The organism is Singulisphaera photorubra (assembly GCF_045290345.1).
Taxonomy (GTDB): domain Bacteria; phylum Planctomycetota; class Planctomycetia; order Isosphaerales; family Isosphaeraceae; genus Singulisphaera.
The window spans coordinates 9,822,657-9,845,196 of sequence record NZ_CP155447.1 but is presented as its reverse complement, the minus strand read 5'-3'; the positions used below and the strand labels follow the sequence as shown (position 1 = coordinate 9,845,196).

The window sequence follows — 22,540 nt, the reverse complement described above, 5'->3', positions numbered from 1 at the left end:
GCTTGGCATCACAGGGGAGACAGCCGGATGTTCCGTCGGTAAGATCCGATAAACTCCACGCCTGCGGCATCGTGAGGATCCACTCATGTCCCGAAGAACGTTTCATATTCTCGCCACTTTTTCCCTGCTGATGCCAGTAGTCACCGCCCAGGCTGACGAGCCTGCGAAGCTCGGCCCCAACTCGGACAAGGAGCCGATGGCCGAGCAGTTCTCCCTGAAACAAGGCGCACGTTTCCTCGATCGGGTCTCGGTGGACTGGACGAGGCAGCGTAAGTGCGGGACTTGCCACACCAACTACGCCCATATGATGGCCGGACCGACGGTGGAGATGCGGGCATCCGCGGAACTGGTCGAGGTCCGGACTTTCTTCGAGACCCGCGTCGCCGGCTGGGACAATCGCGCAACCAAGCCGATTGCTGATGGTGAGATCGTCGCCACGGCCGCCGCGCTCGCGTTGAACGACGCGGCCTCGACGGGAACACTGCATCCGCGGACTCGAACCGCTCTTGATCGAATGTGGACGATCCAGCGGCCCGACGGTGCGTGGAACTGGTTCGACTGCGATCTGCCACCGATGGAGGACGATGACTACTATGGCATCGCCCTGGCTGCCGTCGCCGTGGGCCATGCTCCGGGGGAATATCAGTCGACGGAAGCGGCACGCAAGGGCCTTGATAAGGTCCGCGGCTACCTCGGCCAGACTCCCGCCCCGAATCTGCACCACCGGGCACTGCTCCTCTGGGCCTCGCTCAAGGTCGACGGCCTGATGGATCGCGCCGAACGCGAACGGACAGTCACGGACTTGCTCGCGAAGCAACGCCCGGACGGCGGCTGGAGCCTGACCTCGCTGGGCAAGTTTACACGTCGTGACGGCACGCCCAACCCAGAGGATGCCCCAAGCGACGGCTATGGCACGGGGTTCGTCATCTATGTCCTGCGCCAGGCGGGGATGCCTGCCGAATCCAAGCCGATCCAGCAGGGAATCGCCTGGCTCAAGTCCCACCAGCGCGCTTCCGGCCGATGGTTCACTCGTTCTCCGACCCTCGACCGCGTCCACTACGTCACCCACGCGGGGACCGGTTATGCCCTGATGGCCTTGGCTGCGTGCGGTGAGAAGTGAGGATTTCCGAACCGACCACGGAATTCGAGAGACACTGAGCGCTGGCTCCGCTCGACCTCAACCCCGTAAACTGCCAACGCGACCGATCGGCGAAGTCACGGTAAATAACGCTTCCGACAAGTCCTCATTCTCGGGCGGGCCGGGCCGCAACCAGTAGCACGGCCGGCCCGGCCGTAATTCTCTGGAGCCCCCACCACCTCCCCCCTTGGACCCGCGCCGACCCATATCGAACCACGGTCGGCCCGGCCATCTTGCTTCCCCTCTACGTTGACGTGCACTGTGTGTGCAAGTAATGCTTGGTGTTGCGAGTGGGGCACGATTAACGCTGACGTGATAATGTGCTAAATCAAATGAAATTTCCGAGCGTGCGACTTATTATTGCCTCATCTCTATGAATGACCGCAAACCTTGGGCACTGCCTGCAATGGCCAATGATCGGGTCTGCCTCTCCGAAAGTGGTAGTCGCGTTAGAGTACGCCCAACAGATGAATGAAATAATATTGATAATAACAGATCGTGTTGGCTCAAAGTGCTCCCGGCATACTTGCACCTCACCGTTGCGAATGGTGTCGAAGTAGAGATTGTTCTCGCAAGCACGCCGATCTTCTCTTGACAAAGCCGCTTTGCATCGCAAAGCTTGGTTTGCTTTGTAATGCAAAGTGTCCTGGTGTGTCGTCACCTCGCTCCCGGAAGAAGGACTCGCCCATGAAGTCCCCGTGGATTCCCCGCGCGCTGCGGATCGCCCCGACACTCGATCCCTCGATTCGCCCTGGTTCGCCCTGTCCGAAGTCGGTCCTTTTGATCAACCCATTCTATCCCAAGGACCCCCACGCGAGTTACGGTAAGCATGTTCTCACGCCGTCGCTTGCGCTCACCAGCATCGCCGGGGCGACTCCTCCCGACTGGAAAGTGACCTACTGGGACGAGAATCTGCTGCAAGGGCCTCCTCCTTGGGAACCGTTCCCGGAGGTGGTCGGGATCACCGTCCATTTGACGTTCGCCGACCGGGCCTATGCCCTGGCGGCCTGGTATCGCGAGCGGGGTGCGAAGGTCATACTCGGCGGCCTTCACGTCCTGTCGTGCCCCGAGGAGGCTGCGCCCCACGCCGACGCCCTGGCCATCGGCGAGGGTGTGCAGGTCTGGCCGGACATCCTCCGCGACATTGAGGCGGGGACGCTCAAGGAGGTCTACCGGGGGAGTTACCGTCGTCCCTACCGCGAGGACCCGCCGCCACGTCGCGACTTGATCCCCAGGCGCGGCTTCCTGACCAGCACGAGTCTGATCGCGACGCGGGGATGCCACAATCGCTGCGGCTTCTGCTACCTGGCGACCGACGGGCTGACGATGCCGTATCAGGTTCGGGACGTGCAGCAAGTCGTGGGCGAATTCCTGGAGGACGGGCAGCCCTACGCGGTTTTCGTCGACAATAACCTCGGCTCTCGTCCCGAGTACCTGCGGAATCTCTGCCATGCCCTGCGACCATTGGGGGTGATCTGGAGCGCGGCCGTGACGATCGACGTGACCGACGACCCGTCTCTGGTCCGCGAAATGGCGCTGGCGGGTTGCACGGGTGTCTTCGTCGGTTTCGAGTCGCTCGCCCACGAGAATCTCGCCGAGGCGGGCAAGAAGACTCCGAGCCCGGCGGATTATGCGAGGCGTGTGGCGGTGCTCCATGACCACGGGATCCAGGTCAACGGCAGCTTCGTCCTCGGTTTCGATCACGACGGCAAGGACGTGTTCGAGAAAACGGTCGCCTGGATCGAGGAGGCTCGCCTGGAGTGCGCCACGTTTCACATCCTGACGCCCTATCCGGGCACGCCGCTCTTTCGCTCGATGGAGTCGGAGGGGCGGCTGTTGCACGAGGACTGGAGCCGCTACGACACGTCCCACGCCGTCTTCCAGCCCAGGCAGATGACGCCTGAGGAACTGGAGGAGGGCTATGCCTGGTGCTACGATCGCCTGTTCTCGCACGGCTCGATCTGGCGGCGCAGGCCACAGGACTGGCGGGCCGTACCGCCCTACCTGGCAATGTCCTACCTCTACAAGAGATCGAATCGGCTCTGGCACCTGCTGATCCGTCATCAACTGACCGGGCCGGTCTGGCACCCGCTTGTGGAGTGGACGCGACGAAGGCACTTGCGGTTCCGTCGCCGACTGGAACAGCGAATCGCCTCCGGCGATCGCCCGATGGCGGGGACGGTCGTATCCGCCGGGGTCTGAACGACGGAGCTGGTCGATTTCAGATCGACTCGAAGCAACGGCGCTCGTCGCCGGTCACCCCTCGCTGGTGCGAATCGTTGGATAAAACCTGATCGGTCGCCGTTCAGATCGCAGAAACGGTCGTTCGAAGACGCAGTGAAACCCATACGAAGCGAGCAATGAAAGAGCGATCCCCAGGCTCAGCATCAGAATCTGTGTGCCCACGCATGAGATTCGGCACGCCTGGAGCACGAGGAAGACCACGGCCAGCACCGGGGCATGGATCAGGTACAGACTATAGGAGAACTTGCCTACGCCGCTCAGCAGGCAGGACTCGAACCTTTGGAGGATCCAAGGACGTGAGCCCGCCTTGACGGCCCCAGTGCAGTAGACGAGAAGGCATGCAGTTCCTCCCCCAACGACCAGGTCGGGAACCTGCTGGCGCCCGGTCCCGAGCAGCCAATGCCCCACGGTCATTTCCAGGATCACGTACAGGCCGAAGAGCAAGGCGGCCAGCCGGCCCCACGGTCTCTGACGCGCTGGGATCGGGTCGCGGGAGCGAGGATAGTTCACCGTCGCCGCCGCCATCCCGAGAGCAAACAAAGTCACGAACTGCGGTGGCCACGGATTGACGTCCGGCGCGAAAACAATCAACCCCACTTGCAGTCCCAGCGTGATTCGCATCGCTGCCATCACCGCGTCACCGATTGTCGCCCGATTCCAGATGGCCACGAAGATCGGAAACAAGAGTAAGATCTGCCACTCGGTCGCGAGGCTCCACATCGGATAATCGATGGCATGCTGCCAGTGTGGATTGTAATTGTGAACGAGCAATAAATGGGACAGGATCACGCCTGGGGTAAACGCGGGGAAGACCTGGATCCAGAACGCCTGATGCCAGTCACTCGTGTCCGACTCCCCCATGCCAGGCACCGTGGCGATGAGTACGAGCGAAACGAGCAACGCTCCGTAGTAAGGAGGCAAGAGACGCCGTGCCCGGCGCAGGAAGAACCCGAGCGTGCCACCGGCGAGTTTGCCGTCCTCCGACTGAGCCACCGGCAGCATCAGGCAGTAGCCCGATATTACGATAAAGACCGCCACCGCCGACCGTCCGTAATTCAGCCACTGCATCCCGTGCAGAAGGGCGTCGCCAAGCTCGCCATTGGACCGGCGTAGGAAGAGGTTCGCGTAGGTCAAGTAGGCATGACATGCCGTGACATAGAGCGCCGCTGCCCCCCGAACCCCATCCAGGTAATCCAGTCGCTGACGAACACTCATGGTCGGATGAACTCCTTTCGGCAAAGATAGTTCATGGACTTCCGATCGCCTTGTTATTTCAACTTTTTTTCAGACTTTCGTGGTGGGTCCGGAGGATGCAGCGGCAGACGCCTCAGGCCATCGGGCCGCGACGCTGGATGAGACCCTCAGACGCCGCCTCTTCACGACGGGCAGCGAAACACCCCAGGAGTTACCCGTCCGAGAGTCCTCCAACCGCTCACACGCTGAAAAGCGTTTGGAGGTCTAGCCTGGGGGGATTTATTGGGCAGATACCCACGTCGAAGCTCCGTGGGTTGGCGTCAAGGGTCGCTTCCTCTTAACTGCTCGGTCGAGGGCCGCTGGTTGAAGACCAGCGACCTCATCGCAAGACAAGATAGAAGCTTGTCGTCCCGTTCGGCCAATCCACGATCTGAAACCAGGAGGTTCCTCGGAACCTGATCCCCTGGGGACCGTAAACCACGCTCGTGGTGCCATCCGACCAGGAGACGATGCAGACTCCGATTACCTCGAATTCCATGGGATACGGCCGCGTCACAAGCCACCAGAGGGTCAGGGCCGCGAACGCCACCACAACCATCAGTCGCCGCGTGGTCATTTTGATCACGGTTCGCCTCCGATGCGTCGATTCGATTGAGGCTTGAGGGGAAACTGTCGCATCGCGACGTTCAATCGACGGGCCAGAGGAGCTCGACATACCGACCGGCTCACGACGATACCGCTCCTTCAATCTTGGGGCCGCGAGGTTTGCGCCACGGGGACATTCCGCTTTAGCAGTCAGCTTGGAGATGTAGAATGTAATGGATAGCATGCAGAAATAGTCTTATTCAGTTTGCATGTAATGAGTCAAGAATTGAGAATGTCGCCAATAAATTTTGGCCAGTGTATTGGAATTCAGGGGGATTGAGGAAGGGCTGATTTTCAGGCGACCGGATGGTAGTATTGGTCGCTCTGGGAGACGTAGAGTCAGAACCCACGAATAGTGAAACAGGCAAAACTCCGGGCATTAGCCGAGGCAACATGATGTACAATGCGCTACGATGGGCATTGATCCCTGTAGTAAGCATAGCGGCTTGGTATGTAGCACTGTTATTGGGAATGATGTTGCTCAGTATCGCCGAGTCCTTCTGCTCTGCCGACGAGATGATTTCAGGTATGTGCATTGCGCCTTGGTATCGAGCGGTCGAGCCTGGCATTTTTTGCTTTAGCACGGCGTTGTCTGCCGTCTTCGTTGTCGCCTCCGCTTTTTTTGTCGCTCCAGCAGGGAAGGCCCTTGTGGCGTGGATCGCTTTCTCTTGTGGATTGATCGTAGCCTTTTTTTTCGCGTTGGGAACTTCAGCCTGGGGCATGTTTGCTTCTGCTGCGATCGCGGGATTGTGCACTGCATTCCTTCTCTCGAGATTCCAGAAAAGAAAAATTACAAAACATTTGTCAAAAATATGATTCCCTAACAATATTCTTCCCCAAATCTGGGCCATCGCTTACTGAAGTCTCTCGGCCGCAATTTCATTGTGGATTTCATGAAATGTATAGGAGTGGACCTTTGAGGCCTGCAATAGCTTTGTTTTGCACCGGCGTTGATGTCAGGCGGACCGTAGAGTGTTTTATTTAAATCAATAAATGAGAACATTGTGACTTAAAATGTGCGGAGCTAAAAAATTGGCATGCTTGAGGCTGGTGGGGTGGACTCTTGGAATGGGTACGGAGAATCCCTCAATCCTGACGGGGAAAAAGCTTCTCCAGTCTATGCGATGAACTGAAGACCGAAAGCCTTGGCGAATGCCTACGCCGACCTGCGGGGAATCACCGATTCGCTCAACAATGATCGCGGGAACTGCCCCCGTATCCTCGGCTGGCACCACAGCACCGTCAGGCGCAAGCTCTGCGGCCAGCTACTGATCACCGTTGCGCCACGGGGACATTCTTCAACTTGGCCGTTATCTGGGTGAAATAGGATATCATGAAGATAATACAGGGATAAGATTGCCCAGTTTACGCAGACCGCTTCAAGAATTAGGAATGTCCCATTTGCTCCCCGAGTATAGCTCGGGGGGTGAGGAATGTTGCGGCTTAACCACCCAGCGAGGGCTGAACTTTGTCCTCTCCTCGGCACGACACCGCGTATAGGAAGGCCCCGCCGGCCCGCGATCATGCGGAGCGACGGGGCTTTGGTTGAGGGCCGGATGGCTCGCCTGGGCAGCGTGCCAAGGCTCATCTGGCGTCAGGCAGTTAGTCGGGGCCTTGTGACGACGCTTCCAGGCGAGCCCCAGGCCCATCGCGTGGGCGGCCTCGGGAGACTCAGGTGAACCGGTTGTCCCAGTACTTCCGCCGGACAGGAACCCCGCCCCGGATCGGCTTGGTACCGGCAATCAGGACGTGGAAGCCATCGAAGCGGGTCGGGCCGCCAAAGGGGTCGGATCGACGGCCCTATTGCTGTGGCTCTGAGCGTTTTGCCAGTCGCATGACCCGCACAGGAGACGATTGAAAAAACAGACTCGGCTTCAGGTGATATCCTTTGGGTGGCCCTAGCGCCATTCCCGTTGCCTGGTACGCAGGGGCGACGGCGTGTGGAATCGGAGGAAGCAAGAGAGAGCGAAGCAATGAAACGCGATATGGATCTGGCGCGGCGAATCCTCCTTGAACTTGAGGAATGCGCGGACGCAGACGGCCACGGCTGGATCGACATCGAGCTTGAAGGCGAGTCTCGGGAAAGTATCGTTTATCACATAAGACTTTTGTATGAAGCTGGCATCATAGAGGCCAGCGACTGCTCCGACATGGATGGAGCGGACTGGAGGGCGAAGCGTTTGACGTGGGAGGGGCACGAATTCCTTGACGAAGCGAGGAACCAATTCGTCTGGGATAAGGTCCTATCCGACGTTAAGGAAAAGGGCCTGGCGAACGTCTCGCTCGACATCATGAAGCGCATGTTGAACTCGGAGCTTAAGCGGCGGCTGAACATTCAATAAATACAGAATTGTAAATGTGAAAAATCGAGAATCAGGAGCCCGGTAAGGGTAGAGGGGCGAGTTCGACGGCGACGGAGCCCAGCGAGATGCGCGGTTGCCGATCAACTCAATCCATCCTCCCCAGTCTACCCGCCATCTTGTCCTGCTCCCAGGCATGCGGTAGCCTTAGAACTTGGATAAGTTTGGCGATATTTGGCGAGGCAGCACATGGAACGGAATGAACAGGCCGGGGACGGAAGAAACTGCCCATACTGCGGCATCAGGTTTAGTCTTGACGGGGTAAACGCCGACAACGCGTTTCTGAATTTCGGCCGTTCGCGGCCGTGGTCGGGATCTCCGTACGGTGCAAATCAAACTCCACCAACAGTAACGACATCGTACACCCTTACGTCGCACTTATGCCCAACATGCAAAAACAAGATTGTTTGGATGAACGAGGTCGAGAACCGTTTGATTGGCGATCACTATGAGTCTGACATTAAAGCCACTACCCTTGTTTGGCCAAAAACTCCGAAATGCCAGATTCCGCCGGGCGTACCCGATCCTCTCGCGTCCGATTTCCGTGAAGCTCACGACAGCTTGGCGATCTCGCCAAAAGCTAGTGCCGCACTAAGTCGGCGTTGCTTGCAAGCTCTCATTCAAGACCAAGAGGGAATCCACGATCGCAACTTGGTCGATCAGATTAAGAAACTTCTAGCTATGAATAAAATTCCTTCTTATCTCGCTCAAGACCTAGATGCGATACGAAATATCGGCAACTTTGCGGCCCATCCCCAGAAGAATCAGAATACTGGGGAAATCGTTGATGTTGAACCGGGAGAGGCGGCTTGGACGCTCCAAGTGTGCCGCGATCTTCTCGAATTTTATTATGTAGATTTGCCAAAAAGTGTCGCCCGCCGAATCGCACTCAATCAAAAACTTGGCGATGCTGGCCAGAAACCAATGTTGTAGCGTCGATTGTTCGATCCTGAGTCGGCGCGGACCGGCGTAGGTGCGGCGTCTGGAGGTCCGCGAAGTGGAGACAAAGGGGCTGTGGGTCTGCCGGTGTCGGGAGTATAGAGGTTGGGGGATGCGGCAGAGGAAGTGTGATGCTACCCACGGGGGCTGCAGATTGCTGGCCCTATGGGGGGGGCAAAGACGATCGGTTCTCAAGCCCCTGTGTAGTCAACCGCTCTCTTAAATTCCGTCCCAAGAGGAGTGAGTTTCACGCCTTTTTCGATGAGAATCGGCTTCTGTTTCCACCTTGCTTCGACCTGAGACACGATTTGCTTGAACTCTCCAGACGCGTATATTTTGTTGTACGAATCCCAAGGTGTCAGGGCACTTTCTGTAACCTTTTCCTGGCTTGGAATCTCAAGGAGTCCCATCCTAATCAGGTTGTTCAAGTACGTTGGAGTCCTGTCGGGCAAGTCGCACGCCGCTTCAGTACCGATCAGCGAATAGTTACTAAGTACAACGTTGGTACCTCTGGACTCATCGACATGGTGGATTTGAGCGAGGTGGGGGTAAACTCGTAAGGTCACGAGAGGTATAAATCTTTGAAAAGTGAAAACTCGCAGTACTCTCGCTTCGTCCGGCAACATCTGGCGAACAAAGTCCACAAAGGAGGGTGGGCAAAATTTCTCGTGTCCTCGTCCATGGATGTCGCCAATAGATTAATGTAAAGGTTTCTTAATGCCTCATTTGATCCTGCGAATCGCAGTGCCTCTAGAGTCGGTCCCGCAATCATTAGACTTGGGGCCACTAGTTTGTTGAGCCTATTCTTGAGTTTTTCTTGCAAGGGTGGCACGATTATTTCTTCGATTTGTTCGTAGCTCCAAACCAGTGCACGAAGTGGAGCAAGAGCCATGTGGATTGTGCGGGCGGCGGTAGTCCCAATCTCTGACCCAGCAGGGGCTAGTTCGGTGCCCAAGTTCTTTGCGACCGGCTGAATGGCATCCTTGTAAACCGGCACCTCTTGAAGGACGCCCTTGATCGCCTCGGCGGTATCCTTGATTGAGTTGCCCGCTTCTTTTTTCTCCTCGTTTGCCATTTCCGCCCCTTTTGCCGCTGAGTATGCCTGATTTCAGTTGTCCGAGCAGGAGTTTAACAAGGATAGTCCTCTTGTGCCATTGGCTCTCGAAGCCACGGTCAATCAGTCCCCGTTGGGAAAAGGCGGCCTCAGAGGTTGGCTCGCCATCCTTCACGTAATAGGCGTCGGCCCACTTGAGGAACTCGACCATGAGTTCACTGATGGTGGCATCGTCGGTGACGGGAAGTTGCCGTCCAGCTGTCAGCCATTCGGCGATGAGCCGATCATACTCGCTCCGGCTGGCCTCGGTCCCATGCTTGCCGAGATAGAAATCACGGCCGGAGATGGTGACGACGGCTTGGCCGGTAGGTTTATGCAGGCGATACGAGGGGGTACGAAACGACATCGAAGCGGCCTCCCAATCCGGTAGACTACCGGATTTCGTTGGGGTTTTGGCCGCTCCGTCCACGGTGTGGAGGGTACGCAAGTCGAGCGTTCGGCAGGAGTTACGGAGTGGGCGATGAGGGACTCGAACCCCCGACATCCTGCGTGTAAAGCAGGCGCTCTAACCAACTGAGCTAATCGCCCGGGCTGGGATGAGGACTGGCTCGGTCGTCTGAGCGACGACCGAACACAGATCCTAATCGACGACCTGGAAAGTCTCAAGGCATCTGTGGCCAAGGAGACAATTGGCGCTGACTGGCCTCAGCTTTTGAGGAACAGAAATACTGGGCCATTAAGACTCTACGTTCAATGGACCTCGATCAGGGCGTCTCCGGTTCCCGAGTTTCCGGCGGCGTCGGTGGTGCGGACGACGAGGATGTGGGTGCCGGGTTTGAGGTCGGGGAGGGAGACGGTAATCGTCTCCTTGGGAGAATCGAACAGGGTGTCGTCGGGGAAGACCGGGACCCAATCACCGCCGTCGAGAGCGTAGGCGGCTTTCACGAGACGGGTCAATTCGTCCTTGAGGGTGATCGTGGCCCCGCGCGGTTGAGGGGCGATGGTGATCGTGGGGCTGTCGTGATCGACGATGAAAGGCTCGCTCAGACGCTCGCGGACCAGGGCGTCGTCGGGGTTGTTGGATGGGCGGTCGCTGGCGGTGATGCGGATCCGGTAGAGGCCGGCTGGGACGGCGGTGGTGTCCCAGTCGTAGCTTGAGGACGTCTGCCGCTCGTCGCCGATGCGGACCCAGTCGGGCCAGCCCTCTTTGCGGATGTGGAGGGTGTATTCGAGGTCGTCGCCGTTGGGGTCGGTCACGCTCCACTTCAGGTTCAGGCGGGCCTGCTTGGTGGTGCCGTCGGCAACTCCCACGTCGGGCACCTCGACCTTGGTGATTTCAGGCGGTAGGTTCGCGGTCTGGTAGCGGAGGAAGACGGAGCGGAGTTCGGGGGTGACCGAATCGTCGCGCGTGGAGAGCGTGGCGCGGTACTGGGCGAAGCGGCCGGGGGGGGACTGGGCCTGCGATCCTTCGGGGTCGGTCTGCTCGGGCGACCAGGCCGACCAGGTAGAGTCGGGCTCGCCGACATTCCCGGTGCGGACTTGCAAGGCGACCGAGGTTCCCTTGGGCTGATCGGCCCGCCAGGTCAAGGCGCCGAAGCGGCTGATCAGCTTGGTGTCGAGGACGTCGGAGACGAGTGAGCCACTCGCGACGTAGCCGGTGTTGAGCCGGACGACGGCCCCCGGGTCCCCCGCGCCGATGAGCAGGCCACCGTCCGGGTCGGAGAGCATCGAAAGGATCTGGCCATGATCGAGCCGGGCGATCGGGGTTGTCTCGTCCTGGTTGCGGACTTCGTAGAGCTGCCCCTCCGGCCCGGTTCCGACCAGCAATCGGCCCGATTGCCAGGCGAGGGCGTAGACCAAGGCCCGGGCTCGGAAGACTTCTCGCGGTACGCTGTCGGACCCGATCCGGTAGACGGCGTTGTCCCCCGAGGAGGAACGCGGAGAGGCGGAGCCGCCTCCCGTCGAGGAGGATGAGGAAGGGGTCGCGGACTTGGTCGTTGAAGGCGAAGGCTTGGGCGGCTCGGGAGCGGACGATGCGTTGATGGCGCCCGGGGGGCGGGTGGCCTCCGCAGTTCCGCCCGGCGAGAAGAGCGAGCTGCCTCGGCCCGAACCCCCTCCGCCTCCCGACTCGGCGGCGGTGCCGGCGTAGAGAGCGCCATCGGGAGCGAAGAGAAGCGAGCGGATTTCGGATTGAGGCGCGTCGTAGACGACCGAGGTCTTGCCCTCGGCCGAGACGCGATAGATCAAGCCTTCGCCGTCACTGCCGGCGTAGACCGAACCGTCAGGACTGACCGCAACGCAGAGCAGGTGGGGGTGCTTGCTGTCGAGGATCAGCGTGCGCTTTCCGTCCGGCGCGAGCTTCCAGAGCTGGCCGGTCGGGCCGGTGGCGGCGTACAGGTTGCCCTTGGAGTCGTGGGCAAGGTCCCAGATGTACTTGACGTCGGGGTCGAGCCGAGGCGTTGTCACCGGGTTGGCCGAGTCGGTCACGTCGACGATCAGGCCGGTCGGGCCGGTCCCGACGAACACGTGGCCGTCGGGCAAGACGTCCACCGCGAGGATCTGGGAGTCGGCGGCATCATAGGCGACGTTCCAGGCGGCGCTTTCCTTGGACTCTCGGCGGAAGAGCTTGCCCTCGTCGCCGGTGGCCGCGTAGATCGTGCCGTCGGGAGTGCGGGCCAAGTCCCAGACGCGGGCCGCCTCGATTTTTTCAATCGGGCTGAGCGACTGGCCAAGCCGGACCCGGCCGGTTTCGGACACCACGACCCGTTCGCGATGTCCCTTCACGAAGGCCGAGGACGTCTCCTGCCGCCAGGTCTCGAGCTTGCCGAGGGCGACCGGAGGCCCGCCGATCGCTGCCAGGAGCAGGAGGCAAGCGGCAACCGCGGCCGCCCGCTCGAACTTCGCGTTCAAGATCATCGGAATTCCTTTTAGGGCATTCAGACCGCGGGAGCGACCCCAGCACGGGCTGAGGTCAGGCCAGCCCGAGGCGGTGCGGCCTCGATAGAAACGAAGAGCGGAAACCACTCTTATTTGAGCGAGAGACCCTTATCCTTGACCACCGTGAACTTGAGCACCTGCAGGCCTTCGACAACGTACGGCGTCTGGGCCGTCTGAATCAAGTCGGTACGGACCGCTGGATCCTGGCTCTGCCGGCTCGTGTTGAAGACAGCGCGGGCGCTTCCGGGGAGATTCGGGAGCGACTGCCCTTCGATCGAGAGGCCGCGGCCCTGGAGCGGAACGTGCAAGTAGAGGGCGGTCCGCTGGGGTTCGATCTGGAGATGGATCGCCCGGAGGATGGCGTTGAGGTCGCGCGGATCCGTCAGGGACGGCTCGTTGCGGAATCGACGACGAAGGCTGTTGCCCAGGTCGCAGACCGTGGCCTCGTAGCTTCCTTCCTCGATGTCAGCGGGCAATGGCAACTCAATGTTCACCGTTTGCCGCTCACCTTTGAACGGCTTGATCGTCACCGACCCTTTGAGGGGCTCACCCGGCTCCAACCGGTCCGTGTTAAGCCGGATGGACTCGATCGTCGCGACCTTGCGGCCTGGGGTGATGTCGATGTCGCAGTCAATCGACTCCAGCCTGATCGGGGCCATCGGGTTCCGCACCAGGATGTTGACGATGGACGCGATCGGGCTGAACAGGTTGGCCGCCCCCATTTGCCCGGTGAACCGAGGTCCGCTCAACGTGTCGGTGAACTCGATCGGGTCGTGGCCTTTGAGCTTGATCGACGCCTTGATCTTCGCGGTCAGCTCCTCAGGGAGATTCCCTTCGGTGTCGATCGCGTTGGTCAGGACGGTCATGACCAGGGTTGCCAGCAGGTTCGGTTCTCGAACGATCTGAACGTTATAGGCCTGGGGCTCGGAGTAGCGCCCGGTTTTGACCCGAATGCTCAGCGGGATCATGTCGGGAACCCCACCGAGGTGGCCGGCGACACCGGTGCTCACGTCGGTGTCGAGCACGCCGACGACCTTCAAGGGTGATCCCATCTTCATGCTCACACTCGCCCGCGGATAGACGGTGTGGATATACCCGGTCATCATCGGGAACTCACAGGCGCCCAGGCTGAACATCGGGTGGCCGAAGCCGTAGACCCGATTCCCCTCAACATGGGTGACGGTGCCGATCCCGGAGAGGTCGAAGTCGCCGGTCACCATCGCGATGCTCAACGGAGAGCCGGGGACGAGCGGCTTGTCCCCCTCCTCGCGGATCACGCGTTCGGGAGCAGCGCCACCGGCCATCAGGGCCATTCCGAGGGGCTGAAATCGATCGCCAAGGAAGGCCAAGGCGCGAGGACTGAACCCGGTCGCGGCGATCGGAGTCGCGATCGGCCTCATTCCGCCGAGGGCACTTGCCGAGACCGGCGTGGGAGAGGCGCTGAAGGTGGTGTCGGTGGCCAGGCCGTCGATCAGCGCGGAGGGAGCGGAGGCCGCGGCGTGGAATTCGCCGTCTTTCGCCTCGGCCGCGATTCGGCGGTCGTTTGAACGGACGTACTGGACCATCTGCTCGAACGGGGTGACTCCGGCGATCGGGTCCTTGCCGAACTCCCAGGCGAATGCCACGGCGCCGAGGAGTTTGCCGTTGATATAGATCGGGCTGCCGCTCATCCCTTGGATGATCCCGGCGTGCTCGAGGTTGCAACCGGTAAGCCGGCAGAGGATCATGTCGCGGCCGGGGCTCACCCCGCGCATCACGCCGAGAACCTCGGCGCCGAACTCTTCGAGTTTCGTGCCGACCATGACCGTCTGCCCCGTCCCCTTCATGCCGGGACGGATGTCTTCGACGTTCCAGTACATTTTGCGGTCGGGTTCGCCGGCAGGGCAAACCAGGGCGCTACCGAGGATTGCCAGCAGAGCAAGCAATCCATGCCCCGTCGACCACCGCGATGAAAACAAAGATCGCATCGAGCAGATCTCCCAAGATCGGGATGGAGCTTTCGGTGCGATGGTCCAAGCCAGGAAGCACGCGACGGCGAGAGGGGAACCCGGAGCGAAGAGTTCGGGGTCGTCTGTCGAGGGTGAGACGTCCGAAGGGTACTCGGCTATCGATCCTCTAGCGGCGTTTCCGAGCCTTCGTCACGACACCGTGGCGAAGACAATTCCATCCTGGATCATCGTGTTGAATCGTATCCCTCGACGAACATTGCGTCAACCAAGGACTTCACTCAAGCTTCACCAAGCTTTCCCAGAAGTTCAGGACACTCGTAATCGTCCCAGGACGACACACTGGCGCTCCGGAAACCGACTTCCGCGACGCTGGATCACGATGCGGGGAGGTCGTCCAGGTGCGCTCCCGATCCCTCTTGGTGACCGTCTCGGGCGATTCGTTGTCGTTGTTGCTCGGCGCGGAGGATTTCGAGCCGTTCCCGGGCGAGTTGCTGGAGTTGTCTTCGTGCATAGACGCGGGTCGCCAACCAGTCGAGCATGGCGAGTAAGAGCAGTCCCAGGACGAGGGCGAAGGCGGAGAGCCAGATCACGAGGAACGCATAATTTTTCCGGCCCCCGACTTTGGCTTCCATGGGCGAACCGACGAAAATTTCCAGGGCCAGAACGAAGAGAATGATCGCGACCAAGGCTCGCCGATAGTCCTGCCGCTTGAAGTGCCGGGCGTCGACTTCGGAGAGGTTGGGATCTCGGTCTCGGCGTTCGTACCAGAGCCAGATCAGGAGGGCGATGGCAACCACCACGATCCCGATCGAAAGGGCCAGGCTAACGGCCGCGGTCCGTTGAGCGAGGGACATGCGTGAGGTCTCGCGAAGTGAGGGCGATCAATGGCACCAGACTACCGCGATCGGGAAGCCAGCGGCTACCCCCTCTATCACCTCCGTCACGGCTCGGGTGATAATGTCGGGCCGCGATGGGGGTTGGATTCAGGAGGACGAGCCAGGTGCCAATCATGGGCGACGTCAATGACTCAGGCCGGGTTGAGGCACGCGGGCCGGAGCGCTGGGGAGGCCGAAGCTACTTCCCGGAACTCGATGGACTCCGATTTGTGGCCTTTATGCTCGTCTACTTATTCCATGGTGGTATCGAGCCGGCGATCCTCTCACCGTTCGTGGGACGTACCGTGGCCGCCTCGCTTCGCGAGAAGGGCTGGGTGGGCATCGAGCTCTTCTTCATCCTCAGCGGCTACTTGATCACGACCCTCCTGCTGCGCGAGGAGCGGGAGTTTGGGCGCATCGACCTGAAGGCGTTCTGGATTCGCCGAATTCTCCGGATCTGGCCGCTTTATTACCTGATCGTCGCGATCGGATTCCTGCTCATCCCCTGGATTGAAGGGGAGCTCGGAACGCCAGGGTATCGCAATCTGGTCGCCAACCACCTGGCCCCTTTTCTCACCTTCCTGGGCAACTGGTCGATGTCGCTAATCGGGGTCGTCCCGTACGACGCTCTGAGCGTCCTCTGGAGCGTCTGCGTCGAGGAACAGTTCTACCTGTTCGTGCCGTTGCTGGTGGCCTGGATAGGCCCTCGGTATCGGATCGGGGTTGTGGTGCTTCTGATCATGGCCACGGTGCTGGCACGATACCTTTTCTCTCAGGCTTATCCGATCGAGATCAAGATACGATTCAACACGTTTCTTTGCCTGGATACGCTGTTGAGTGGCGTCTTACTGGCCCTGGTGCTCGGCACATCCCCCGGGTCGGATCGGGGGGCGCGATGGGCCCGCTGGCTTCAACTGCCGCTTTTGCTCGGGACGATCTGGCTCTTTTCCGGGCCTCAGCTCGGGGTCGAAACCACCGCGCGGAGGACCTGGGACTTCGTCTTGCTGTGGATTTGGGGAGTCTCGCTCGTCGCCATCGTTGTCAACTCGCGGGGATGGCTCCGTGCTTGTCTCTCCTATTCGCGGCTCGCCTGGCTGGGGAAGATCAGCTATGGCCTCTACATGTATCACGAGTTCGCGCTCTGGGGGCGACGCTCGCTCTACCATCGACTCCCCTGGTTCCCGAACAAGGACATCCTGCTGACTATCGCCACGTTTGCGGCGACGGTCGGGCTCGCTGCATTATCGTACTACGCCTACGAGCGGCGATTTCTGGTTCTGAAACGCGCGTGGACACGAGTTCCTTCTCGGCCGATCTGACTGATTTGAATGTGAAGAAGACGGGATTTGAGAATGCTTGCGGACGAGTAGCGAGGGGCCATTCCCTTGGTCTTCGAGAACCAGAGGGGGTCAGTACAGGTCGGCATTGGTCAGTTGCATCTCGACGTGGTCGGCACGGCGTGCGATCTCCAGCAGGGCGGAGCGGACGTCGGCCGCGCTGACGAGGTCGCGAGCGAACGTGCGAGTCATCACGAACATCGGCTGACCATTGACGTTACGAATGGAAAGACTGCCATAAATCAGCTTGTCGTTGAGCTTGAGGGCGAATTCGTAATGCTTGGGATCGCCCGGCCCACAGACGGAGAAGACGGAGAGAATTCGCTGACCGAGGTCGTCCTGGGTGACCTCGAGGTAGACTTCCTGGAGCCGGTCGTTGGGCAGCTCGAACAGAATCCGATAGTTGTCCCGGCCGCCCTGGATGAAGCAGTTGAGCCCTTCCACGCTTTCCCGGACGAGGGATTCGGTTTCGCGAAGGTTGAAGATCGCGATCTGAAGGTCCTCGGCCAGCTCTTCGGCCGACTGATAGCGATCGTCGGGATGCTTGGCGAGGCAGCGATTCAGGATCGTGAGCACATGATCGGAAATGGTCGGGATGATCGCTTTGACGTCCGGCACCCGCCCGAAACGATGGAGCGAAATCAACTCGCCCATCTGTTCCGAGACGAACGGGAGTCGGGCGGAGATCAAGTAGTAGTACATGACCCCCACCGCGTAGATGTCGGAGCGGTGGCTGGCGGGGATGCCCGCGAACAGTTCGGGGGCCATGTACGTGGGGGTACCGGCCACCGGAACCCCTGCGCGTTCCAGTTCGCTGATCCGGCGGACCAGTCCGAAGTCGGCGAGCTTGGCGTCACCAGCGGCCGTCAGCAGGACGTTTGATGGCTTGACGTCACGATGGACCATCCCCGATCGATGGGCGGCGCCAAGGGCCAGGACCACCTGGCGGACCAAGGTTGACGCGCGCACCGAGTCGAAAGGCCCCTCGCGGATCAATGACTCGCTCAGGCTGAGACCGCCGGCAACATATTCCATCTCGATGAAGTGATAGCCCCGGTCGCTCCCCAGGTTGTGGATCGTCACCACGTGAGGATGGAGCAGATTGGCGACGGCTCGGGCTTCGGCCCAGAACCGCTCGCGGATCTGGGGTTGCTTGGCAACAAGCCCCGGATTCATCACCTTGATTGCGCAGGAGCGCGCCAGGGCGAGATGCTCGGCCCGATAGACGCGACCCATCGACCCGCGACCGACGACCGACCCCAGCTTGTACTGGCCGAGTGTCTGGTCGATCAGGTCATCCACCGCGGGGAACCCGTCGTCCTGATCCTCCTGGAGTGAGGAGCCTGACTCTTCGGCTTGAAGGACCAGATTCCCTTGATAGGCAACCGTCTCACCGAGCAAGTCCGGATTCAGATTCACAATCCCGAACTGGTCGTCGTGAAAGGTGATGTCTCCGCGCACGGAGCAGCGATGAACGAGCGTTCCCTCACTGATCGGTTCGTCGCAACTTGGGCAGCGGCCCGTGCCGGTCTTCATGGGTCTCTCGTTTCCGACGCGTCCGGGGGGTAAGGATGGTCCTGTCGCCGTTTCGGCTTCGCGTTCCCAATACCCTTCAGAGTGTTCGATGCAGGTCGAATAAGTCAAGCGTCCGCACGTCCTTGCTTTAAGGGAAGCCTGGCGACTTCCATTCTTGAATCGCGCTGAATGACCCTGGGGATCAGGTCATGGCTACACTTCCCTGTTTACCAGTTTTTGCGGGATTACTACTGTTGATCCTAGTGGTCCCGCCGGACAATCTCCGGGCGGCGGCGGACCCTCCCGTCGAGCACGATGATGCAGTCGTACCGAAGCCGACTGAAGCGACGCGGAAGCGGGGCGTTTCCAAGTCCAGGTCGGGAGGCCGAGCGGTGCGGCATCGCGGTGAGAATGAGCCACCCCGTTGCCCCAGTCCGCGCCGCGTTTCATCTCCCCCCGCACGTTCGATGCCCGAAATGTTCCAACGGATGGGAGAGAGTTTCGCGAGAAACCCCGCGACCGGATTCAACGATTTTCTCGGAGAACTGGCGCGGATGGAAGAGCCAGCCCTGCGTGGGGTGTCGGTGAGCGTGGTCGAGGAACGGAGGGCGGGCCTCCGTGCGCGAACCGAGTACCTTTCGAAGGCGAAGCAGCGGGGCTTCCAGGTGGTCGAAGGCGGAATTCGCGTCGAGTACCTTCGGGCTCTCGTTGATCGGCTTGCCACGCGAATGAAGCATCGCGACCGCTACCCCAAGATCGATGTCTGCCTGATCAATGCTCCGATCTCCGACGGTCAGTCCTTCCCCGGTGGTTTTCTCGTCTTCACAACGGCCTTGCTCGACGAGCCTGACGAGGCGACGGTGGCCGGGGTGGTGGCCCATGAACTTGCCCACCTCGACCTTGGTCATCTTTATGGTTATGTACGTCGAAGCAAGCTTGCGGAGACGACCTATGCTCGGCCTCCCGCGTGGGGAGATTCCTTCGACCGATTTTTCACCCAGCAGGCGGCCCTGTTGGGGCTGCTCGTCAATCCGTTCCGTCCCGAGCATGAGACCGAAGCCGATTGCGCCGCGGTGACCTGGTTGTATGAAGAGGGCTATGACCCGCGTGGGCTGGTCGGTTTCTTCGAGCGGCTCCATGAACGTAAGAACGACCAGCGGGACAATCCGTTCTTTTCGTTCGGGCGGACTCATCCGTACTCACTCGACCGCCGCGATCACGTGCGGGCACGACTCGCCCAGCTTCAGCGCTGGCGGCGACGGGATGACCTCCGGCTCGCCGCCGACGACTTGCACCACTTTCGAATCCCGGAGAAGCAGGAAGCCGCCCCGAATTAATCGGAGGCGGCTTCTTCGAGAGCAGGGAACAAGGGGGGACAGGAGAGTCTCCCGCCCCCTGTTCGTTGTCGTTGGTTTCCTAACCGATTGTCAGACGTTGTAGGTCGACGACGCGGTCGTACCACCTCGGCCCGTCCAGTTGGTGTGGAAGAACTGGCCGCGCGGCTTGTCGATGCGCTCGTAGGTGTGCGCCCCGAAGAAGTCGCGCTGGGCTTGCAGCAGGTTCGCGGGCAGGTTCTCGGTGCGATAGCCGTCGAAATAGGACAGGGCCGAGGTCATGGCCGGAATCGGCACGCCGTGGGTGATGGCCGCGGCGCAGACGCGGCGCCAGCCCTCCTGGGCCTTTTCGAGTTCGCCCGTGAAATAGGGGTCGAGCATCAAGTTGGTGAGTTTCGGGTCGCGATCGAACGCCTCTTTGATCTTGCCGAGGAAGGCGCTTCGGATGATGCAGCCCCCTCGCCACATGAGGGCGACGCCGCCGTTGTTGATCTCCCACCCTTCTTCCTTGGCCATCGCGTTCATCAGGGCGTAGCCCTGAGCGTACGAGATGATCTTGCTGCCGTAGAGGGCCATCTCGATGTCGTCGATCAAGGCCTTGGGATCGCCGGTGAACTTGGCCGAGGGCCCCTTGAGGATCTTGGAGGCGGCTTTGCGTTCATCCTTCTGGGCCGACAGGCAGCGTGCGAAGACGGCCTCGGCGATCAGGGTGAGCGGCACGCCGAGATCGAGGGCCGAGGTGACGGTCCACTTGCCCGTCCCCTTCTGGCCGGCGGTGTCGAGGATCAGGTCGACCATCGGCTTGCCGCTGTCCGGGTCGTTGAAGGCGAGGATGTCGCGGGAGATCTCGATCAGGTAGCTATCGAGCGGCCCCTTGTTCCAGCGTGCGAACACGTCGTGCATGGCAGGCGCATCCATGCCGAGCAGGGTTCGCTGCATCTGGTAGGCTTCGCAGATCAACTGCATGTCGCCGTATTCGATGCCGTTGTGGACCATCTTGACGTAGTGGCCGGCCCCTTCAGGACCCACCCAGTCGCAACAAGGGGTGCCGTCGTCGACCTTGGCGGCGATCGCCTGGAAGATCGGCTTGACGTGCGGCCAGGCGTCGGGATTGCCGCCGGGCATGATCGAGGGGCCCTTGAGCGCGCCTTCTTCGCCGCCCGACACGCCGGTGCCGATGAACTGCAAGCCTTTGGCCTTCAGGTCACGGGTGCGCCGGGTGGAGTCGGGATAGTGGGTATTGCCACCGTCGATGAGGATGTCACCGGGGTCGAGCAGCGGGACGAGCTCGTCGATCACCTGGTCCACGGGTGCCCCTGCCTTGACCATGATCATGATCTTGCGCGGGCTCTTGAGCGACTTGACCAGATCCGCGACCGAATGACAGCCGACGAGCTTCTTGCCCTTGCCTCGGCCGTTGACGAATTCGTCCACCTTGGAGGTGGTCCGGTTGAAGACGGCGACGGTGAAGCCGTGACTCTCCATGTTCAGGACGAGGTTCTCGCCCATCACGGCAAGGCCAATCAGGCCGATGTCGGCGGTAGGTGTCGTCATTGGGGAACTCGGACCTTCTCAATGAATGGGTGAACAATCGACTTGTTTAGATTGACCGATTTGTTGCGGCGGTGGCCCGGACGACCCGGCCGTTTGGATGTCGGCACGGCGGGCCGCCGGGCGGTTCCCGACGGCCGGGTCGGCCGTCCGAGTCTTGGGTCAGGCCTTGCGATAGGTCTGTGGCACGTACTCGCTCAGTTGCTTGGTGGCCAGCTTCTTCTCGATCCGAGCGAACCGGGCCAGGCCATCGACCATGGGGACGCTGACCCAGTCGTCGCCGATGAGCGGGCGGGCGTAGGCAAGGAAGTCGTCGGTGACGTCGATCCGGTTGGAGGCGATCCAGTGCTTGGGGAAGTAGCGCTCGGAGTTGGCGACCTTTTCGAGCGGCGCCTTATCGAACCGGACGTTGTAGGACGCTTGCGAGTGGTCACGGAGGATGGTTGCCATCCAGCCGTTCCCCTCTTTGCGGGCGATCTCGACGGCGTGGCAGCCAACCCCGTAGGCCTCGTCGAGGTCGACCACGCTGGCATACGCGATCGCATTGCGCTGATCGGTGCCGGGAACCTGGCCGCGCGCCTTGCCGGGGACCGGCAATTTCAAGGTGTTCAGGTAGTTGACCACGGTCTGCGCGACGGTCGTCTGGCTCGAGCTGTACTGGACGTGGCCGAAGTTATCGCGAGCCACGCCGTACTCGCCGACGTCGAAGCCTTCGCTCACGACCACGATGCAGCGGCCGTCCGACTTGAGCTGGTTGACGACGTTCTCACCAAGCTGCTCGAGCGAGACCCCGGACTCGGTAAGATAGATCTGGAGCGGCATCTTGCGATGCGGGTCGGCCAGGCGGGCGGCGGCCGGGATATAGCCGATCTTGCGGCCCATCGCCTGGATCACGATCACCGGATCAGCCGGGCACGACCCCGCGTTTTCCTCGTTCACTTGCCGGACATACTGGGCGTAGTAGCGGGCCACCGAGCCGTAGCCGGGGGAGTGGTCGAGCAAGGTGAACTCGGCGTCGCCCAGGTCGTTGTCGATCGTTTTGGGAACGCCGGTGGCGACCAGCTCGAGCCCACGGTCGCGCGCCAGCTCGCTCACCTTGTGCGCGGTGTCTTGCGAGTCATTGCCGCCGATGTAGAAAAAGTATCCCACGTTGTGGGCTTTGAGCACGTCGACCACGCGGGAGAAATCTTCGTCCTGCCCCTTCTTGAGCTTGTAGCGGCAGGTGCCGATTCCACCGGCCGCCGGGGAGGTCCGGAGGAGGGCGATCTCCTCGTCCGAGGTGGCGGACAAGTCGATCAACTCCTCCTTGAGGACCCCTTCGATGCCGAAATTTCCGGCATAGACGGTGCCGAAGGTCTTCGGGTCGCGGCGGCAAGTCTCGACGATCCCGCGCAACGAGTTGTTGATGACGCAGGTCGGTCCCCCGGATTGGGCAACGACGACGTTACGAGCAGCCATGAGACGATTT

General features: G+C 60.7%; 17 protein-coding genes, 1 tRNA gene and 1 pseudogene. 7 read left to right on the top strand and 12 right to left on the bottom strand.

Features of this window, described 5'->3' with window-relative positions; translation table 11 throughout:
- The first annotated feature begins 85 nt into the window (after positions 1 to 85).
- A complete protein-coding gene (locus tag V5E97_RS36750; protein WP_406696507.1) occupies positions 86 to 1,120 on the top strand; it encodes a prenyltransferase/squalene oxidase repeat-containing protein in 1,035 nt (344 codons plus the stop codon).
- A gap of 705 nt (positions 1,121 to 1,825) precedes the next feature.
- Positions 1,826 to 3,340 carry a B12-binding domain-containing radical SAM protein gene (locus V5E97_RS36745; protein WP_406696506.1) on the top strand — a complete coding sequence of 505 codons (1,515 nt, stop codon included), beginning with the start codon at positions 1,826 to 1,828 and terminating at the stop codon, positions 3,338 to 3,340.
- 54 nt (positions 3,341 to 3,394) lie between these two features.
- Here V5E97_RS36745 and V5E97_RS36740 read toward each other — a convergent pair whose 3' ends face one another.
- The 3 genes from V5E97_RS36740 to V5E97_RS36730 form a co-directional block, all read right to left on the bottom strand.
- A complete protein-coding gene (locus V5E97_RS36740; protein WP_406696505.1) occupies positions 3,395 to 4,597 on the bottom strand; it encodes an acyltransferase family protein in 1,203 nt (400 codons plus the stop codon).
- Positions 4,598 to 4,955: 358 nt separating this feature from the next.
- Positions 4,956 to 5,201 (bottom strand): hypothetical protein, encoded by a 246-nt coding sequence (locus V5E97_RS36735; RefSeq protein ID WP_406696504.1) that lies wholly within the window; start codon positions 5,199 to 5,201, stop codon positions 4,956 to 4,958.
- 220 nt (positions 5,202 to 5,421) lie between these two features.
- The gene (locus V5E97_RS36730) at positions 5,422 to 6,072 is read right to left on the bottom strand and encodes a hypothetical protein (protein ID WP_406696503.1); all 651 of its coding nucleotides are present in this window, start codon (positions 6,070 to 6,072) and stop codon (positions 5,422 to 5,424) included.
- Between the two features lie 186 nt (positions 6,073 to 6,258).
- Here V5E97_RS36730 and V5E97_RS40510 point away from each other — a divergent pair, with 186 nt between their 5' ends.
- The 3 genes from V5E97_RS40510 (at position 6,259) to V5E97_RS36720 (ending at position 8,514) form a co-directional block, all read left to right on the top strand.
- Positions 6,259 to 6,354 (top strand): hypothetical protein, encoded by a 96-nt coding sequence (locus V5E97_RS40510; RefSeq protein WP_475297060.1) that lies wholly within the window; start codon positions 6,259 to 6,261, stop codon positions 6,352 to 6,354.
- 840 nt (positions 6,355 to 7,194) lie between these two features.
- Positions 7,195 to 7,563 carry a DUF2513 domain-containing protein gene (locus V5E97_RS36725; protein ID WP_406696502.1) on the top strand — a complete coding sequence of 123 codons (369 nt, stop codon included), beginning with the start codon at positions 7,195 to 7,197 and terminating at the stop codon, positions 7,561 to 7,563.
- A gap of 429 nt (positions 7,564 to 7,992) precedes the next feature.
- A complete protein-coding gene (locus V5E97_RS36720; RefSeq protein WP_406696501.1) occupies positions 7,993 to 8,514 on the top strand; it encodes a DUF4145 domain-containing protein in 522 nt (173 codons plus the stop codon).
- A 197-nt stretch (positions 8,515 to 8,711) separates the two neighbouring features.
- Here V5E97_RS36720 and V5E97_RS36715 read toward each other — a convergent pair.
- The 6 genes and pseudogenes from V5E97_RS36715 to V5E97_RS36690 all read right to left on the bottom strand — a co-directional run bounded on the left by V5E97_RS36715 (position 8,712) and on the right by V5E97_RS36690 (position 15,314).
- Positions 8,712 to 9,292: pseudogene (locus V5E97_RS36715) on the bottom strand (DUF4393 domain-containing protein).
- Positions 9,293 to 9,320: 28 nt separating this feature from the next.
- Entirely contained in the window at positions 9,321 to 9,980 is a 660-nt protein-coding gene (locus V5E97_RS36710; protein WP_406701308.1) for a hypothetical protein, read from the bottom strand.
- Positions 9,981 to 10,088: 108 nt separating this feature from the next.
- Positions 10,089 to 10,162, bottom strand: a tRNA-Val gene (locus V5E97_RS36705).
- Between the two features lie 162 nt (positions 10,163 to 10,324).
- Positions 10,325 to 12,490 carry a hypothetical protein gene (locus V5E97_RS36700; RefSeq protein ID WP_406696500.1) on the bottom strand — a complete coding sequence of 722 codons (2,166 nt, stop codon included), beginning with the start codon at positions 12,488 to 12,490 and terminating at the stop codon, positions 10,325 to 10,327.
- A gap of 110 nt (positions 12,491 to 12,600) precedes the next feature.
- Positions 12,601 to 14,478 (bottom strand): SpoIVB peptidase S55 domain-containing protein, encoded by a 1,878-nt coding sequence (locus V5E97_RS36695; RefSeq protein WP_406696499.1) that lies wholly within the window; start codon positions 14,476 to 14,478, stop codon positions 12,601 to 12,603.
- Positions 14,479 to 14,834: 356 nt separating this feature from the next.
- Positions 14,835 to 15,314 carry a hypothetical protein gene (locus V5E97_RS36690; protein ID WP_406696498.1) on the bottom strand — a complete coding sequence of 160 codons (480 nt, stop codon included), beginning with the start codon at positions 15,312 to 15,314 and terminating at the stop codon, positions 14,835 to 14,837.
- Between the two features lie 155 nt (positions 15,315 to 15,469).
- Here V5E97_RS36690 and V5E97_RS36685 point away from each other — a divergent pair, with 155 nt between their 5' ends.
- Complete coding sequence (locus V5E97_RS36685) at positions 15,470 to 16,654, top strand: acyltransferase family protein (RefSeq protein WP_406696497.1); 1,185 nt, start codon at positions 15,470 to 15,472, stop codon at positions 16,652 to 16,654.
- 90 nt (positions 16,655 to 16,744) lie between these two features.
- On the opposite strand, the gene V5E97_RS36680 is transcribed toward V5E97_RS36685, so the two are convergent.
- Positions 16,745 to 18,208: a serine/threonine protein kinase gene (locus V5E97_RS36680; protein ID WP_406696496.1), complete on the bottom strand. Its 1,464-nt coding sequence runs from the start codon at positions 18,206 to 18,208 to the stop codon at positions 16,745 to 16,747.
- Between the two features lie 455 nt (positions 18,209 to 18,663).
- On the opposite strand from V5E97_RS36680, the gene V5E97_RS36675 reads away from it, so the two are divergent.
- Complete coding sequence (locus tag V5E97_RS36675) at positions 18,664 to 19,524, top strand: M48 family metallopeptidase (protein WP_406696495.1); 861 nt, start codon at positions 18,664 to 18,666, stop codon at positions 19,522 to 19,524.
- Between the two features lie 90 nt (positions 19,525 to 19,614).
- Here V5E97_RS36675 and gnd read toward each other — a convergent pair whose 3' ends face one another.
- Positions 19,615 to 21,075 carry a decarboxylating NADP(+)-dependent phosphogluconate dehydrogenase gene (gene gnd / locus V5E97_RS36670; RefSeq protein ID WP_406696494.1) on the bottom strand — a complete coding sequence of 487 codons (1,461 nt, stop codon included), beginning with the start codon at positions 21,073 to 21,075 and terminating at the stop codon, positions 19,615 to 19,617.
- Positions 21,076 to 21,234: 159 nt separating this feature from the next.
- Complete coding sequence (locus V5E97_RS36665) at positions 21,235 to 22,530, bottom strand: diphosphate--fructose-6-phosphate 1-phosphotransferase (RefSeq protein WP_406696493.1); 1,296 nt, start codon at positions 22,528 to 22,530, stop codon at positions 21,235 to 21,237.
- Positions 22,531 to 22,540: the final 10 nt, after the last annotated feature.